Source organism: Pedobacter lusitanus (assembly GCF_040026395.1).
GTDB lineage: Bacteria > Bacteroidota > Bacteroidia > Sphingobacteriales > Sphingobacteriaceae > Pedobacter > Pedobacter lusitanus.
In genome coordinates this window covers 5502132-5520058 of record NZ_CP157278.1, presented here as the reverse complement: position 1 = coordinate 5520058, position 17927 = coordinate 5502132, and the positions used below count along the sequence as shown (strand labels likewise).

Here is a 17927-nt window from a genome sequence, read left to right as displayed (position 1 = left end):
CAATATTCGTAATTCTTAAGGTTTTAGTGCTTAAAATTTCAATTTTATAGCAGCAAATTGACTCAGGTTTTTATATTTGCTATCTTATAAGCGAATCATGACATTTTTATCGAACAGAATCAACAATCTATCAGAATCACAGACCATTAAAATGGCAAAGCTGGGGAGAGAACTCACCGCGAAAGGAATTGATGTAATTAATCTGAGCTTCGGAGAGCCGGACTTTTTTACACCAGAACATGTTAAGGAGGCCGCAAAGAAGGCTATAGATGAGAACTATTCTTATTATACTCCTGTATCCGGTTACCCTGAACTGCGAAAGGCGATAGTTGAAAAGCTGAAGAATGAAAATGGATTAACTTATACTTTTGATCAGATCGTAGTATCAACCGGTGCTAAACAATCATTGGCTAATGCGGTAATGTGTCTGGTTAATCCGGGAGAAGAAGTTATCGTACCTACTCCATACTGGGTTTCTTACTCAGAAATGATTAAACTGGCGGAAGGTGAAACTGTGTTCATCAACGCAACAGTAGAAAATGATTTCAAAATCACGGCTGATCAGCTGGAAGCTGCCATTACTCCAAAAACTAAGCTTTTTATGTTCTCTTCGCCTTGTAACCCAACAGGATCGGTTTACAGCCATGAAGAACTGGCAAGTCTTGCTGCAGTTTTTGAAAAACACCCGAATATTTACATCATCTCTGATGAAATTTACGAACATATCAACTTTGTAGACAAACATGCTTCAATCGCTGCTTTTGATGCGATTAAAGACCGTGTAATCATTATCAATGGTTTCTCAAAAGCTTATGCAATGACAGGCTGGAGAGTCGGCTATATGGCTTCTAACAGTGAAATTGCAGCAGCTTGTGATAAACTGCAGGGACAGATCACTTCAGGAACTTCTTCTATCTCACAACGCGCAGCATTAGGTGCTTACCAAAGCAGCCTGGACAGTGTAATTGCAATGAAAAATGAGTTCAGAAAACGTAGAGATTTAGTTTACGGCCTGCTTAAAGAGGTTCCTGGTATTAAGGTAAACCTTCCTGATGGTGCTTTCTATTTCTTCCCGGAAGTTAAAGAGTACTTTGGAAAAAGCGTAAATGGTCAGGTGATCAATAATGCTGAAGAATTATGTTTGTATTTGTTGAATGAGGCACATGTTTCAACAGTTACTGGTGAGGCTTTCGGTAATGAGAACTGTATCCGTATTTCTTACGCAGCTGCAGAAGAGCAGTTGGTTAAGGCTGTTTCAAGAATTAAAGAAGCACTGGCTAAATTGAGCTAGAGTTTTATTAGAATAATAAAAAAGCTCTGCTAAGATGGTTTTCTTGGCGGAGTTTTTTTAGATCTTTAATTTTTGGTTGTTTTACTATTGATGAATATCGGAATGTTTTTTAAATCCGATCCATCCAGATTCATAGAATGAATATAATTCAACTTGTCTCCCTTTTGAATGAAAAGTCTACCTAATCCTTTATTATAACGAATCACTCTAATAGAGGAGTTGTCAGATGGCAAAATCACTTTTTCCTGCTGAATTTTCATATCAATGTCTACTAGCACATAATAAGAAGCACAAATTATATTGTCTTTATTTATTAAAATAGGATTTGAATACCCTTTAGAATAAGAAAGACTATCATTCTTAAAAGACACTTTATTCAATACTGACTTCCCCTTTTCATAAAAGAAAACACCGCTTTCTGTTCCTTTCATATCAAGAATTAATCGATTACTATCAACATCTGAGATATTAGCTAATGAATAAGCCTTTAGATCCGATATTTTTGACACCTCCCCCCCATTCAATGCAACTGAATAAATATCAAAATCATGGGCAGCTCTATTCGCTAAAGGTGAGTAAGATGCATATTCATTAGCCTGAGCAAAATATATACTTTCCCCATTATTTGAAAAGACTGCCTCAGTTTTTATCCCGCTCGTATCCGTGATTTGTTTTAAACTATCTCCACTTATGTTTGCAATCCATATTGCTCCGTTAAAAGTATCAGGTATTCCGCCAACAAAGACTATTTTTCTTCCATCTGGAGAAAACCTGGGCCTGTAAACAGATATATGCTTATCAGAGTTAATAAGTAATTTTGGATTCTTACCGTCTATATCTGAATGAAACAGACAGGATTTACCTCCAATATTCCAGGTGAAAATTAAAGATTTCCCATCTGGGGATACATCAAAACTTTCCAGCCCATCCTTCATTTTACTGATTTCGGGATTAGAACAGGTTACAGTAATAATTGCAATTGATAAAAGATAAATTTTCCCCGGGCTACTAATTAACCTTTTTATAGTCATATAACTACTAATTCGTTTGTATCAACAATTTTAGAATAATAACCTTAGGATTACAGATTATTCATTTTCACAATATAATAAACAATTATCCCTCCTGTGATTAGAGTTATAGAACCATTTATATACCAAAATCTCTTGACCCATTCCCTAAAGAAATACATGTTAGATAAACTTATTAGAAATGTACCACAAACTAAACCAATAATAGCATAAATCCGTAATCCGAATGAAGCTGGATCACTTGAATCAGAGCCAGCACTGAAGGCAGGAATATATAAACTAAAAATTAAGCACAAGCCTATCCATAATAAGTACAAAATTATAGCGCCAAATCTACTATTTTTCATAGTGTACTTTTTTTTATTTTGGTATGGTGTGACGTAGGATTTGTGTACACTATCATAGCGAAAAATGATTCCTTCACTTATACTATTACTATAAGCAAAAATGAGCGTAAGATCAGGTTCCGAACAGACCCACTATGAAATATAAAGATAAACAGACTACACACAATACATTCAGGATCAATATTACCCCATCTTTTAAAAGAATCTTCTTTTTATACAAAAGAAATAATAGCGATATCTGTAATAATGCAAAAGAAAGTGACACCCAAATTGTTTTATTATTACTACTCACTCCACTACCAAGTAGACCAAATTGCACGAATGATGCTATAATTTGCAGGAAAAAGTACAATGCCACATTCAGCATGAAAGTCAAAATATATAGTATTATTTTTTTCATAATTAATTTACTGTTACATTAATACCATATGACCTCATTAGTTTAGCGAAATCATCTATTAACTTACTATTTTCGCCATTACTTTCCTGAAAGGATTTAATAAAAGCCCCAACTTCATTAACAAATGTCTGATTTTTATGAGACTCACCTACCTTACCCGATTTAGTATTTGTCTTAAAGCCAATATTATTACCCATGTCATCGCCCGATAACATATCCCAATCATGATCAATAGAATATGATTTGACACCTGCCGTGGCATCTATTGCATCAGACTGATGAGGCGCCATATTTAAGACATAATCAATTTCATGTACTGCATCTGCAAATTCTGATGCATTTTGTTTAATCATTTCCAATAAAGCTTCCGTATATCCTGCACCAAATGCAGCTCCCCTACTGTGAGTATATATTTGTATTTTTTCAACAATCTTCCCTGTTTTAGGATCTCTTTCAAGTTGAGAAAGAATTCTCTTAAAATCACCCTTTCCCACCTCATAGCCGGCTTCTCTTCGACCTTCAGCAGTCTGTCCTTCGATTAATCCAGAGTACCTAACCTCCTTTTTGCTAGCAAATCTATATAAATATCTATTGCCATCAACGAACATGGTGGACTGTAAGTACAAAGAGACAACTTGTAGATCACAAAACAACAACAGGCTGCATAATCAGATATGCAGCCTGTTGTTGTTTTGTGATCTACAGGTAACCTTACTTAAACACTGTATTTTCTTTTACATAATCTATATTATACGGATCTGATATAACATAAAGACTACCTTCTTCCTTGCTTTTTTGGGGATTATAGTATATTGTGAGATCTTTAGAAACCACTTTCACTGAATCTCCTAATCTTCTATCAACCGAAACTGTGCAATATAATTCTGCAGTATCCCCAGTAATCCTATAAGGATAGATACCTCCTTTAATCTGTTTGTTAAATTCATTAACGCTAGATCTCACATGCTTTAGCATAATTATACCGAATGCATGGTTAGTTGATTTTTCTATTCTCACGACTACTCCCTCAAATAATACATTATTATTCAAAGAATCATTTAATTTTACTGTCTCTTTACCTGACTTTTGATTATAATAAAAAATCGAGTAAAAAAAAACTATCAACAAAACAATATACAGTAAATACCTCATTATATTCATTTAAAGCCTTTTTATTTTATCAGTTGCTCCTGTTGCTATAGCAGAATCCACAGGATTTAGCGCGTTAAATACCTTATCAAGAACACTTCTTTGAGTGGTGGGCTTCACATCATTTAATAGCCATGTCCGGGATAACGTAGCGCTTACCGCCCCCAAATTACCACCTGCTCCGACTCCAACACTAACTCCTAATGACACACCCTTCCAACCTGGATCTTTTCCTGCCCCTGTAAATTTGCTAATATTTACTCCACCGCCTGCAACAACTTTAATATCGGCAAATATACTTGCAGATCCATATAACCTGCTGGACAAGGTAATGGAAATTTATGAACGCCTCTTTCAAGCTGAACGGAAAAAAACGAACTTCATAAAGCAAACAAGTATCCCCACAGCAGAAACTAAGTTGCGAAGGTTTCATTTCTCCTTCGCCCAAGCGAAGGCAGGCAGGTTTTTAGGTACACAAAAATACAACTTGAAGGTATAAAAACAATAATAGGCTGCATGAACACATATGCAGCCTATTACATTAACGACACAAAGCCCGACATAAGTTAGAGACAGTGTGATGAATGCTACCACTTAATTATCAAGCTTTAGTTTTGTTCTACGTGGTACAATGAATACTTACAATAGGAGACACTAGCTTACATCGACACCCAACGTTTCAAATATTTCAAGATGCGCATAAATCAATAATACAAATATTATTACGCTAAGAACTTTAAGCCAAATAGAAGAATCCTTATCCCTAAAAACACCTATAAGTAACATAATAAAACAAGGGACTAATCCAATAAAAAGCATCGTATGTATCCAACCAACCCCTTCCATATCGTGCCTGCCACCCGAGAAAAGTTTAATACCAATATCATTTAGTCCTATATACAAATAAGCCTATATACAAATAAGAAAGAACTGATTTTTCAATAACATTTAAACCATTATCGGTAAATACGATTAGTCCAATCATTACTGATATTATAAGAGGAGTGATCAAAATTCCCGTTGGTGGTAAAATATGGCCAATGATAATATTTAATAACAACACAAGCGTTAATAAGCCTATAATAGATATCTTTTGCAGTTTCATATTGCTTATGGATTTGGGGTTTTACCAGGTAAGACGGCGGGAGGTGATAAAGGCCATATAGTGACTGTTCCTGTTCTTTGCTGTTTTGGTTGCGGCAAGATAAATAATGTACCGCCTGGATTATTTTTAACAATGCGATCAAATCTTACATTAGGCATTAGTGTTAAAAAAGATTTGTCTTGCGGAGTTTGAAACAAATACCAGAAGATAAATCGGAGTTTTTTTTCATACAATTATTGTTTAGCTTCCACAATGTACCTTATGGGACTAAGAATTAAATTTTCAAACCTGTCTTTTTGTATAGAATTTTCTGATGAGCTAAAATCTCTGTTAATATCTTTCCAATTCCCCAAACGATCACCTTGATTAACACCTACAAAACCTATAGTAGTTGATCCCGAACCATCTGGTCTTGTCCAAACATGAACAATTTCCTTACTTTCCGGATAATAAAAATAGACATCATACCAATGATCGTTAGCATTAAATCGACCATCTTGTAAATTAAAAGAAATTGGGGGTACAAACTTTGGATTTTCATCTTTAAATTTGTTAATCGAATTAATTATTTTCCCTTCACTTGCTCTAATACCATATATTTCAGCATTAGGATAACTTCCTGGTGAATAAAGTTTAGCTAGTTTATAAAAGCCGAATCCGACTAGTAAGAGCAGCAATCCGAAACCTATTTTTTTTACGATATTCATATCAAATTTACTTGTGGGATTATAGCTTTGAATACACATTCAGCTCTTATAGTCTCATCAACGTGTTGTCAGTATCATTTCTGGTTCATTTTTATAATCTGTATATACAACCCGATCCTAAAAACTTATTTTAATCTTTTGCCCGCAATCCAAGTACAGCATCAAATTGCAATCTATTCAATGATTCAATTACTTGAACATTCACCTGATTAGATCCTTTAATTCTGGTTAGACAAGCAACTTCAGTAATATTACCTCCCCAGTATACTTCTTTATCTTTTTCCTTTAGAACTTTATAGAGGTGTTCGACCTTTTCAATATTAATTTTATATTTATCTGAAACAATCCAACCATTTATTCCCAGGCTATATTTCACAATGATAGACTCTTCGCCACAAGAATTTATTAAATACTTGATACTTTGATTTTTTTCGCCCGTATATAAAATCTCGAATATCGAAAGTTCACTGAACTGAATGTTATTGTTGTCTTCCTTCTCTTTGAAGATTTCAAAAAAACTCTTTCTACTGAAAACAGACGCATTATTTTTCTTTTCAAAATCAAGAAGACGAATAGATTTCTCATCGCCTTTTTGAAGCAAAGCCCTGTTGGTTTCATCATTCCACAATCTCAAAAAATCATCGTTCGAATATTGATTAAAGTTTAATGTACACCTCTCTCTATTTGAGCATGAACCTAGCATGACTACAGAGAGGAATAAAATAAAATATCTCATATTAATTAGCATCTCTGGAACAGCACTTTTTTTATTTTGTTCGCTTTTTAACAGGTTGTCATTCTGAGTTACGACTCTATAACTTTTCTTTAGTCAGTGTCGCATATTATATCTTCTTATTACCAAACCCAAGAAACTCATTCTGCAGTCTAATTTCCAAACCAGTATTTCATATCAATATCACATCTCTTTTTATCAACCATTCTTCCATTCAATACAAAATCTCTTCCTTCTTTGGACAATACTTCAAAGGAATTGTTAACTATTTTCCCACTCTCCATCTTCTTAGTTACAGTGATAATAGCCTCTGGAATATCAGGTAATCTATTCTATGAAAAATACCACGTTTTATTTTTTAATGTTCCCTGAATAATCTGGACCTGATCCAAATTTAATTCCTTAACGGTTTTCTCCAGAATTTACAGAAGACATTTGGTCTTGTCATTATTAAAATATCAAGTTTACTTGAAGTAATAAAAGAACTATCCATAATAGGATTTCTTTGATTTACATCTCCTAGATTTTTTAAATCATTTAATGCAGAACGCATAATCAATTTATACTCTTTCGTTTGAACAATACTATCCAAATTAGCTGAGTGACAATCAATTTTACTATCTCCACGTAGACAACAATTAAAAAAGAGAATCGTAATTAACGATAAAAAAAACTACTGTAATATTATTCGTGAATAATATTTTATCATAACAAGAACTTCCATCAAATACATCATATTATTTCACTGAGCTAGATATTTACCTAAACGATCAAACTAATAGTTTTTCTTATCGATAATTAGCAACAAGTTATAAACAGATAAACTACAAAATATAGGAATAGACAAATTATAAATAATATATTCAAAATTAATATTGGCTTATCTTTTAAAAAGATCTTCTTTTTGTATAAAAACAAGAGTAACAATATCTGTAATAGTGCAAAAAAAAGTGAAACCAAAATTGTTGCATTATCGCTACTTTTTCCACTACCAAATAAACCAAATTCGACAAATGATGCTATAATTTGTAGGCAAAAATACAACCCAATATTTAACACTAAAACCAAGATATATGTAAATATTTTTTTCATAATTAATTTACAGTTACATTAATACCATATGCACTCATTTGCTTAATAAAGTTACTTATTAACTTACTATTATCCCCATTACTTCCCTGAAAGGAGCTGATAAAAGCTCTTACTTCATTTACAAAAGTCATATTTTTATGTGACAAACCTGCGCTACCTGATTTTGTATTTGTCTTAAAGCCAATATTATTACCCATGTCATCGCCCGATAACATATCCCAATCATGATCAATAGAATATGATTTGACATCTGCCGGGGCATCTATTGCATCAGACTGATGAGGTGCCATATTTAAGACATAATCAATTTCATGTACTGCATCTGCAAATTCTGATGCATTTTGTTTAATCATTTCCAATAAAGCTTCCGTATATCCTGCACCAAATGCAGCTCCCCTACTGTGAGTATATATTTGTATTTTTTCAACAATCTTCCCTGTTTTAGGATCTCTTTCAAGTTGAGAAAGAATTCTCTTAAAATCACCCTTTCCCACCTCATAGCCGGCTTCTCTTCGACCTTCAGCAGTCTGTCCTTCGATTAATCCAGAGTACCTAACCTCCTTTTTGCTAGCAAATCTATATAAATATCTATTGCCATCAACGAACATGGCGGTATGGCCAGGGTTAGGAATCCCAGAACCAGCTATCGTTGCCAATAATTGACTATCCCAATATGTTTTACTATTGCGTTCACTATCATTACTTGTATTTCCTCCAATATAAATTGGAAGTTCACCATCTTTATCAATAAAGGAAGAAGGACTGTTCAATGCATATACATAAGGTGAAGCCATTTCAAGAAGTTGTGCTTTAGGATCTATTACACTCCACCTTCCTATCACCGGATCATAGAACCTTGCCCCGTAATCGTACTCCTCCAACTCCTCCTGTAACTCTTTCTTATTATAAAGATATTTATTAGTTCCCGCGCTTACAACTTTCCTTAGTCCAAACGCATAATAATCATCACTCTGTATTGGTTGTAACAGACCCGTCACCGGATGCTTGTTAAAACTATAACGCACATTGCCCAAATGATCACTCAGGTTATATTCATAACTGTAAGTTCCGCCGTTATTCCTGGCTAATCCTTCCTCAGTAGCAATGAAATCAATACTTCCATCAGTCTTGTGCTGAATGCCGCCGATATAATCCGTAACCTCCGATCCACTTGTTTTTCTCAGTTTGTTCCCAGTCGCATCATAAGTATAACTCAAAGTCTTATTACCCGTAACTTTCTCCGGCAAATTCAGGTAATTATAAGTCAGCGTTATCCCCTTCCCGCTATCCGTGATTAAGTTTCCATTGCTATCGTAACTATAAGTGCTATTGGTAGCCCCCTCTATTTTAGTCAGCTGATTCCCGGTATATCCACTATAGTTATTGATCACTTGACCTTCCCGGTTCAGCATCTTGATATTTCCCATCACATCATAAATGATGTTCTCTCCCAAACCTGGTGATACCGCTGAAGTCAACCTGTTTAGTTTATCATAACTGTATTTGAACGTATTATCAAATTTACCTTCTCCTCTACCCCAAACCTGACCAGAAATATTACCATTCCATTGAGGCACATCACCCTCAGTATATTTCAGCTGCAGATTGAACTCTTTGCCTGTAGCCTTGTTCAACCAGCCTCTTTCATTATAGGCATAATCTGTATGTTGTAGATAGTTCGATCCGTTATCCGTACTATGTAACTGTTTCTTCAGCAGCTGTCCGGTTTCAGTATAATCCAGCTGACTCAACACCACTTCGGCATCCTTGTTAATCTTTTCCAGTGTCGCAATCTTACGCCCCATATGGTCATAGAAATAACGATTGGCAATCTCTGTGGTCGTACTACCAGTGGTATGACTACGTGTACTCGCTGTCAGCTCACCCGCAAAATTGTAGGTATTATCTATAATATCCTTTCCACCCAGATGGTTCTCACTTTTGCTCTGAATCACCCGACCTTCATCATCATAATAATGAACTGAAAGCAATGAATTTGTCGTCCCCAAAGTAGTCACTTTAGTCCCGGTTAATAACGATTTAACCCGGTCACCCTTCATCTGGCTTCCTGATGGCTCACCAAAAGTATTCTCCGGAAAACTATAATCATCATAATAATTGATCACATGATAAGAACTTATCGAAGAAACCTCTGGAAAAGAAAGATTATCATAACCTATACCACCAGCAACTCTTTTCTCCCAAAGTACAGTCTGTGCATTGACAACTCCTTGTAAAGTAGTTCTATCATTCTCTCCGCTATATATACCCGAACTCACTACCCGCCCAAAAGCATCATATTTGGTAAACAACCACTGACCTGCTCCCTGATTCGCATCCCGGGTCAAAATCACCTGATCCAATGTATTATACACCATAGATTCCTGACCTTTGCCCGGAATTTTCTTTTCTACCAGTCTCTTCCTGCCATCATAATGATACCCGTAAATAAACTGCTTATAGACATCATCACTCTCAGAAAAAGTGCTGATACTTCCAACTCCCGGAGGCAATACATAGCGCAAATTGCCCAGATCATCATACACATAATATGTAGAAAGACCTTGCGCGTCACTTTCCCACACACGTTTTAAAACCACTCTGCCTTCAAAATCTTTATACTCATCTACTGTCCCTGCTTTTAAATCCGCAGCAACCCAGTTCTCATCTTTTGTCGTCGTTTTATATAATGTCCCTGCAGCATAATTAGAGCTAGCCGAGGCACCAGTTGTATTCACCACCCAAAGTTTTACCTCAGCAGCATTAGTTCCATACTCAATCTTCTGAGTATGCCCGGTAGTATTACCAGCAACTGGTTGCCATGCAACACCAGGTGCACCCTGTTCTAAAACACGGTTCAAGGGTGAAGACTCAAAAACAGTTACCCCATAAGCATTAGCTGTTGCTGCGATACCCGCCGGAGGCGTTGTATAGAAAGCCCCTTGTTCAGTTACCCCGCTACCTCGATACCCACCCCCGTTGCTCCCAATAGCATAAGGCTGATACTTTACCGCCTCACGTCCAAAAGCATCATAAACAACAGGCTGCACTACATCAGCAAAACTGGGACTACCCTGTACCGTTACCGTTTGTAGCGGACGGCCCAAGCCATCAAAGTATTGTATACTCTGGTTAACTTCACCCGTATTATAAGCATTCGAGCTCGCAGCAGCATCATCTTTTATACCAGGCTTTTTAAATATCCTGGTCAGTATATAATTCTGATCAGTACTTGGCTTACTCGAAATAGTAACCCATTTCCCAAAACTTGCACCAGTATAAATCCTTACTTTTTTTCCCGCAGGAATACGAAATCCAGACTTAAGTGTAATCCGCCGTTTAGCGGTAATCTCAGTTTGGCCGGTATATGCATTCAACACCGTATCCTGAGGAACCTGTGCCAACACACCACCTGTCACCATCAACAAGGAAGAAAAAAGTAAACCAGAATATCTTAATTTCATGAGACGTTAATTCTTATAACATATATATAATGCTTCCGATAATCCGTCCAATAAAAATGTAAGCTGTTGTATTACCCCTACTCTATATTTTACCTCATATCGGTCAGTCTGGGCATAAAAGAAGCAACTAATATAAATTGCGATAATTTATTCACAAAAAGAGCATATCATATAATCAATAAATATATAAATTATTTCTCCTCTACCCGTCTTCCTAATTAATGATAATCAAAAAAAACTTTGAATTATTATTAACTTCTTAAAAATCAAACCTATATCTACCAGACAAAAAAATCTCACCAAACCTCCTCCTAAATTTCATCTCAAAGTAATCATCCACATTCATGACTTTACAAATACCAACTCACTCTGAAATCTCTTTAACTTTGCACCTTCATCTCAGGATCACCTCAAATTATCCTGAGGATACATAAACGTTATGCAAGCATATACAATTGCGGAGATTTCATCATCAAACATCCGCCTTACAATTACTAAATTCGTCGCATTTACTTTTCTCGGATATTTCACTATCGGATTGTCACTGGCCGTATTACCAGTCTTTATTCATCATCAACTTGGCTATAGCCCAATGATTGCAGGTATAGTGATCAGTCTGCAATATGTTACTACATTTTTATTCCGCGGATATGCCGGAAATATTGTTGATAAAAAAGGACCAAAACCAGCAGTCTTAATAGGCATGGGCGGATTTGCTTTAAGTGGGATCCTACTATTTGTAGCTTATCATCTGCAAAACATCCCTGCACTGAGTCTCGGTGTTCTTGTACTGACCAGATTTATGACCGGTTTTGGCGAAGGTCTGATTGGTGCCAGTCCCGTTAACTGGGCAATCATTGCTGTTGGAGACCAGCATACCGGCAAAGCGATTTCTTTTAACGGTATTGCCAGTTACGGTGCATTAGCTGTTGGAGCTCCGCTGGGCGTTATCCTTCATAATGCTTACGGAATAGGCAGTATTGGTCTGCTGATAATCGTAGTCGGAGTAACCGGATTTTTCTATGCCAGAAGTCAGAAAGCCTTAAAAGGAAATAATAAAGAACCAAGAAAACCCTTCCTGCAAGTACTTAAAACAGTATCTCCCTACGGAATCTGTCTTGCCCTTGGTGGTCTGGGATTTGGAACAATTTCTACCTTTATCACCCTGTACTATTCTTCCTTAAACTGGACTGGCGCTGTTTTATGCTTATCTGTTTTTAGTGTCCTTTTTATAGTTGGCCGTCTGATATTCGGACGTTCTATAGAAACCTATGGCGGGATGAAAACAGCTATAGCCTGTCTTGCCATGGAATCCACAGGCTTGCTCATCCTATCTTTAGCTACTAATCCTCATGTTGCACTTATAGGCGCAGGTATAGCCGGACTTGGTTTTTCACTGATCTTCCCGGCACTTGGTGTAGAAGCCGTTAAAAGAGTACCAGCTTCCAACCAGGGAGCTGCATTGGGAGGTTATGGATTATTCATAGACTTATCACTCGGACTTACCGGTCCACTGGTAGGCGGTGTTGCCAGTCATTTTGGAATGCTGTACATTTTCCCTTTCAGTATGGCCGTTGTATTTACAGGTTTTATTCTCGCTGTACTGATCCAGTACAAACGGGGATAATTCAAGATAAAAAGGCCGGCTATTACAATTTAAGAATGTTGCAATAGCCAGCCTTTATATTTAGTTAATTGCAATATCCGCCCTGGCAGTGAATATCCTTTTAGGATCTCCAAACAGTGCAATACTTTCAATCATAGTGCCTAAGTTTTGCTGAACCACACCATTATATTTTTCAGTACCATTTAAGGTAATCACTACAGGCTTAGTAAAATCAACTTTATCAATATATAGTGTAATATTACCCGTTACACTACCTGACCTGTTGCCTGTTGTAATAGCAAATGTATTTCCAGTCTTAATGACTTTAAACTCTTTTTTCCCTGCTTTACTTAAGCCATCAAGTCTGACATGACCAAAACCTGTTCTGTATGCCCCGTCAGTATCATAATAAAGAAAAGATAAAGTATCCGGATAATTCTTTCTGGTTTGTTTGACCAGCCATGGCGATACATCATAATAATTAATTCCATGCCCTTTTCCAGGCTGAATAACCACAACATGATTAAATTGCCCCGGGTTTGCAGCAGTAGCACTATCTAATCTTTTTTTCCAGTCCGCTCCCATTGCATTTCTGCCAAAACCAGTATCAAACTCTCCTACCTCTACTCTGGTAGCAGTATTTCTCAGATTTTCTATAGCTGCCCCTTCAGGAGTTTCCGGCCCGGCCATTGGTCCTAATCCGGCAAAATAATCAGCAAAAAATGCCCCCATTCTGAAACTGCCATATCCGCCTTCCGAAATTCCCAGTATATAGGTTTTATCAGGATTAACATCTCCAGCCAGAACCGCTAACTGCCATGCTCTTAACCATGCTGTCTGTTGTGGCTTATAATACCAGCGGCCTTTTCTGTCATCAGCCATGCGGGGAATAAAATAATAACTGGGTGCATCAGCATATGCCAGTCCTAAACTTTTTGCAGCATTCCATTCCGAAGTATTCCCGGATGCACCCCATGGTGTGGTTGTACCCGGATAAGATCCGCCGCCATGCAGATTAATTAAAAAAGGATAACCAGTTACCGGTTTAGAACCTTTCTTCCTTAGCTGAACAGGCATACGTTCACCAGATGGGATATCCCATACAAAGTCAGCAGTACTATTCTCAGCAGGTCCGCTAAAAGTACTGAGTCTGCTGGAATTAGCAGCTTTCCAACTATCCCATAACAATGTCTTTGCCGAAGAGAAGTTGTTGCTGTTTACCAGCGAATCATAGTAATTTGTAGCCGGGTTTGCTAGATTACTCACTTCAATATTGCTGCCAAAATATTTGGTGACATAATCTTTGGTATCCTTACCGGTTCCGGTAAATAACCTGGCTGTAGAACTGACTGACGCCGACGGAGCTCCACCACCTTCTTTGAGCGCTCCAACTTTACTGCATGCAGTGACTGCAATAAAAGGGATCAACAATAGTGCTTTGTTTTTCATAATAATTAATTAATAGATGAATAATGATAGGTAATCATTCAAATATATTAATTATATAAACATGCAACAATGTGTATTGTATAAAAAAACGCCATATTATTATATAGCGTTTTTAAAAAATTCTTCTTCCTGTTTAAGACCTTATCGCCTCTACCGGATCCAGTCTTGAAGCTGAATAAGCCGGCCAGAAACCAGATATCATTCCGATAATTACCGATATACTGATTCCCATAATGATATTTTTCAGATAAAGAACGACCTCGACTTTAAACCCATAAGTAAACACCAGCGTTAAACTATACACCAGTAACAGCCCCAGTAACCCTCCCAGTACACAAAGTGCAATAGCTTCAAACATGAACTGCAGTAAAATAAAATAATTCTTTGCGCCGAGCGATTTTTGTATACCTATAATATTGGTTCTTTCCTTCACAGAAACGAACATAATGTTTGCGATACCAAATCCTCCCACCAAAATAGAAAAACCTCCAATTACCCAACCAGCTATTCTGACCATCTTAAACATCATATCCAGCTGATTAGAAATCATTGTTGTTTTGTTCAGTGCGAAATCCTCTTCAGATCCGGGTTTGGTCCGGTGTATAGCACGCATAGCTCCTTCAAGCTCACTTTCCACTTCTTCCAATCGAACTCCTTCTTTCCCTCTTACCGTAATCTGAGGCCCGTAATTACCATTCTGAACATCAAATAATCCTTTTGCCAGATTTAAAGGGATCAGCACGTTTTTATCCTGAGACATCCCGATCATGTCTTCACCCTCTTTCTTGAATACTCCAACTACAGTCACTCTGCGCCCCATCACTTTAATCTGCTTACCTACAGCCGGTTCCCCATTAAACAGGCCCTCTGCCACCAGCGCACCGATAATGGTAACCGGAGCACCTGATTTACCTTCGCTTTCTGTAAAATATCTGCCTTCCTGGAAATCCAGCGTCCAGGTCTTATCATAATCCTGCGTTCCCGCATTTAAAGTTACTCCACTTACAGAACTGCTTCTGTACTTGATGGTTCTGTTACCAGCCGAAGCTTCAAAAGAAATTCCATCAACATTTTCCATACGCTCTTTTAAAGCCGTATAATCTCTCAGACTCGGATCAGGTCTGTTAATATATTTCCACCAGGGATAATCTCCACCAAAACCCCATGGCCATTTCTGCACAAAAAGCGTGTTGGAACCTAATTTATCGACACTTTCCTGTAATTTATTTCTCAGCGTGTCCACACCAGAGAAAACAGCAATAATCGTGAATATACCGATCGTAATCCCCAATAAGGAGAGCATAGTTCTCAGTTTATTCTGACGGAGTGCATCGGCAGCAAACCTGAAACTTTCACCTATAAGTCTGAATATCATCATAATTACACTTTAGATTAAAAAAGGGTGAAAAGGTTACAGTAAAAGTCAGTTTATTATTAAAATTTATTTAACCGGGATAATCATTGTCACTAATCCGCGTTTATTCCTCAGTACGATCAAAAGCCTGAATACCACAAAAAAAAACAACCCTATCCAAATGAAAAATAGCATAAATTTATCAGAATAAATATTTATATACTAGTAAGCATTAATTTTCGTAAATTTGCGGCCTTAATTATTTTATAAAAACATGAAGTTATCTCAATTTAAGTTTAATCTACCTGAATCATTAATTGCCAATAATCCTTCAGAACACAGGGACGAAGCCCGTTTGATGGTTTTGCATAGAGACTCAGGCAAAATTGAACATAAAATCTTTAAAGATATTTTGGAATATTTTGATGATCAGGATGTAATGATATTGAATAACACGAAGGTTTTTCCTGCGCGTTTATACGGTAATAAAGAGAAAACCGGTGCTACAATTGAAGTGTTTTTACTACGTGAGCTAAATAAAGAACTACGTTTATGGGATGTTTTAGTAGACCCGGCACGTAAAATCCGTGTAGGAAACAAACTTTATTTTGGTGATGATGATTTGCTGGTAGCAGAAGTTGTTGACAACACGACTTCCCGCGGACGTACTATCCGTTTCCTTTTTGACGGTACTGACGAAGAATTCAGAAAGAATATTGAGATCCTTGGAGAAACTCCACTTCCAAAATATATCAAACGTAAAGCTACTGCACAGGATAAAGAACGTTACCAGACTATCTTCGCTAAACATGAAGGTGCTGTTGCCGCTCCAACTGCAGGTATGCACTTTAGCCGTGAGTTAATGAAACGTCTTGAACTGAAAGGAATCAACTTTGCAGAAGTAACCCTTCACGTAGGTTTAGGTACTTTCAGATCTGTTGAGGTAGAAGATTTAACTAAACACAAAATGGATTCTGAGCAATTCATTATTGAAGAATCACAGGCAAATATCGTTAACAAGGCACTGGCCGAAAAAAGACGTATCTGTGCTGTTGGTACTACTTCTATGCGTGCTATTGAATCTGCTGTTTCTTCAGGAAGAACACTTAAACCAGCCAATGACTGGACAAGTAAGTTTATCTTCCCTCCATATGACTTCAGCATTGCAAACTCTATGATCACCAACTTCCACACTCCTGAATCAACTTTATTGATGATGATCAGTGCATTCGGTGGTTATGACTACGTAAGACATGCTTATGACGTTGCATTAAAAGAAAAATATCGTTTCTACAGTTACGGTGACGCTATGCTGATCATCTAATTGTTTAAAACAAAGCTGATAAATAGGAGGATCTTTTGATTCTCCTATTTTTTTTGCCTAAAAAACTCAATACTACATTTAATTCTTAAAACCTGTTTTAAATTTATAATTTTAAGCAGCTCTTAATTTTCGTGTATTCCGCTGACCCAATAAACGAACAAATGAACTATTTTGCTATAATTGTTGCAGGTGGCAAAGGCAACAGAATGAATTTAGCTATCGCGAAACAATTTCTGGAACTGGATGGCAAACCTATTCTAATGCATACCCTGGAGGCCTTTAGTCAATGTGCCCTGAATCCGAAGATCATTTTAGTTCTGAATATCCATCAGCATCTGTTCTGGGAAGAATTATGCAGCAAACATGACTTTAAAGTTCCTCATGAGGTGGTTAAAGGCGGACAGGAACGCTTTGATTCGGTACGTAATGGCCTGAAAACAATTAAAGGCAAAGCAATTGTAGCTATTCATGATGCAGTGCGTCCTTTAATTACTCCAGAGCTTATCCTCCGGTCTTATCAGATGGCCGAAGAAACAGGCAACGCAGTTACTGCCATACAACCTGTAGATTCAGTTAGAATGAAACGCGAGGGACAGGCCTCAGAAGCCTTAAACAGAGACGAATTGTTTTTAATTCAAACACCTCAGACTTTCCAGATAGAACAGCTCAAAAAGGCTTATTTGCAGCCTTACAGAAATGAATTCACAGATGATGCTTCAGTTGTAGAAAGAGCCGGATATCCTATTAACCTGTTACCCGGAGAACGGAATAATATTAAAATCACTTATGAACAGGATCTGGAAATGGCCTCCTTCCTGCTCAAAAAGAAAGGCTTCTGATTTCTCAGAAGCCTCTGTCTATGATATTCGCTATGT

At 37.0% G+C, this 17927-nt stretch carries 14 protein-coding genes; 4 read left to right on the top strand and 10 right to left on the bottom strand.

The features are described from left to right. Positions 1 to 97 precede the first annotated feature (97 nt). Complete coding sequence (locus PL_RS23740; RefSeq protein WP_200890668.1) at positions 98 to 1291, top strand: pyridoxal phosphate-dependent aminotransferase; 1194 nt, start codon at positions 98 to 100, stop codon at positions 1289 to 1291. A 65-nt stretch (positions 1292 to 1356) separates the two neighbouring features. On the opposite strand, the gene PL_RS23735 is transcribed toward PL_RS23740, so the two are convergent. From PL_RS23735 to PL_RS23700, 8 genes are all read right to left on the bottom strand, one after another. After that, positions 1357 to 2322 carry a TolB family protein gene (locus PL_RS23735; RefSeq protein ID WP_041877182.1) on the bottom strand — a complete coding sequence of 322 codons (966 nt, stop codon included), beginning with the start codon at positions 2320 to 2322 and terminating at the stop codon, positions 1357 to 1359. A gap of 749 nt (positions 2323 to 3071) precedes the next feature. Then, positions 3072 to 3677 carry a hypothetical protein gene (locus PL_RS23730; RefSeq protein WP_348620531.1) on the bottom strand — a complete coding sequence of 202 codons (606 nt, stop codon included), beginning with the start codon at positions 3675 to 3677 and terminating at the stop codon, positions 3072 to 3074. Between the two features lie 103 nt (positions 3678 to 3780). After that, on the bottom strand, positions 3781 to 4221 hold the full coding sequence (locus PL_RS23725; RefSeq protein ID WP_152620408.1) for a hypothetical protein: 441 nt from the start codon (positions 4219 to 4221) through the stop codon (positions 3781 to 3783). A gap of 9 nt (positions 4222 to 4230) precedes the next feature. Continuing rightward, positions 4231 to 4545, bottom strand: coding sequence for a hypothetical protein (locus tag PL_RS23720; protein WP_041887231.1), 315 nt, complete (start codon positions 4543 to 4545; stop codon positions 4231 to 4233). A gap of 1011 nt (positions 4546 to 5556) precedes the next feature. Further along, positions 5557 to 6030 (bottom strand): hypothetical protein, encoded by a 474-nt coding sequence (locus PL_RS23715; RefSeq protein WP_041887233.1) that lies wholly within the window; start codon positions 6028 to 6030, stop codon positions 5557 to 5559. A gap of 130 nt (positions 6031 to 6160) precedes the next feature. Further along, a complete protein-coding gene (locus PL_RS23710; protein WP_235324746.1) occupies positions 6161 to 6766 on the bottom strand; it encodes a hypothetical protein in 606 nt (201 codons plus the stop codon). A gap of 149 nt (positions 6767 to 6915) precedes the next feature. Continuing rightward, entirely contained in the window at positions 6916 to 7047 is a 132-nt protein-coding gene (locus PL_RS23705) for a hypothetical protein (RefSeq protein WP_262497002.1), read from the bottom strand. An 810-nt stretch (positions 7048 to 7857) separates the two neighbouring features. Then, the gene (locus PL_RS23700) at positions 7858 to 11319 is read right to left on the bottom strand and encodes a DUF6443 domain-containing protein (protein WP_348620528.1); all 3462 of its coding nucleotides are present in this window, start codon (positions 11317 to 11319) and stop codon (positions 7858 to 7860) included. A gap of 439 nt (positions 11320 to 11758) precedes the next feature. Here PL_RS23700 and PL_RS23695 point away from each other — a divergent pair, with 439 nt between their 5' ends. Next, positions 11759 to 12946: an MFS transporter gene (locus PL_RS23695; protein ID WP_082036031.1), complete on the top strand. Its 1188-nt coding sequence runs from the start codon at positions 11759 to 11761 to the stop codon at positions 12944 to 12946. A 60-nt stretch (positions 12947 to 13006) separates the two neighbouring features. On the opposite strand, the gene PL_RS23690 is transcribed toward PL_RS23695, so the two are convergent. Beyond that, positions 13007 to 14374 carry a hypothetical protein gene (locus PL_RS23690; protein ID WP_052496544.1) on the bottom strand — a complete coding sequence of 456 codons (1368 nt, stop codon included), beginning with the start codon at positions 14372 to 14374 and terminating at the stop codon, positions 13007 to 13009. A 133-nt stretch (positions 14375 to 14507) separates the two neighbouring features. Beyond that, positions 14508 to 15752, bottom strand: a complete 1245-nt coding sequence (locus PL_RS23685; protein WP_082036030.1) for an ABC transporter permease — start codon at positions 15750 to 15752, stop codon at positions 14508 to 14510. Positions 15753 to 16002: 250 nt separating this feature from the next. Here PL_RS23685 and queA point away from each other — a divergent pair, with 250 nt between their 5' ends. Then, positions 16003 to 17052 carry a tRNA preQ1(34) S-adenosylmethionine ribosyltransferase-isomerase QueA gene (queA, locus tag PL_RS23680; RefSeq protein ID WP_041885669.1) on the top strand — a complete coding sequence of 350 codons (1050 nt, stop codon included), beginning with the start codon at positions 16003 to 16005 and terminating at the stop codon, positions 17050 to 17052. 161 nt (positions 17053 to 17213) lie between these two features. After that, the gene (locus PL_RS23675; protein WP_041885667.1) at positions 17214 to 17891 is read left to right on the top strand and encodes a 2-C-methyl-D-erythritol 4-phosphate cytidylyltransferase; all 678 of its coding nucleotides are present in this window, start codon (positions 17214 to 17216) and stop codon (positions 17889 to 17891) included. Positions 17892 to 17927: the final 36 nt, after the last annotated feature.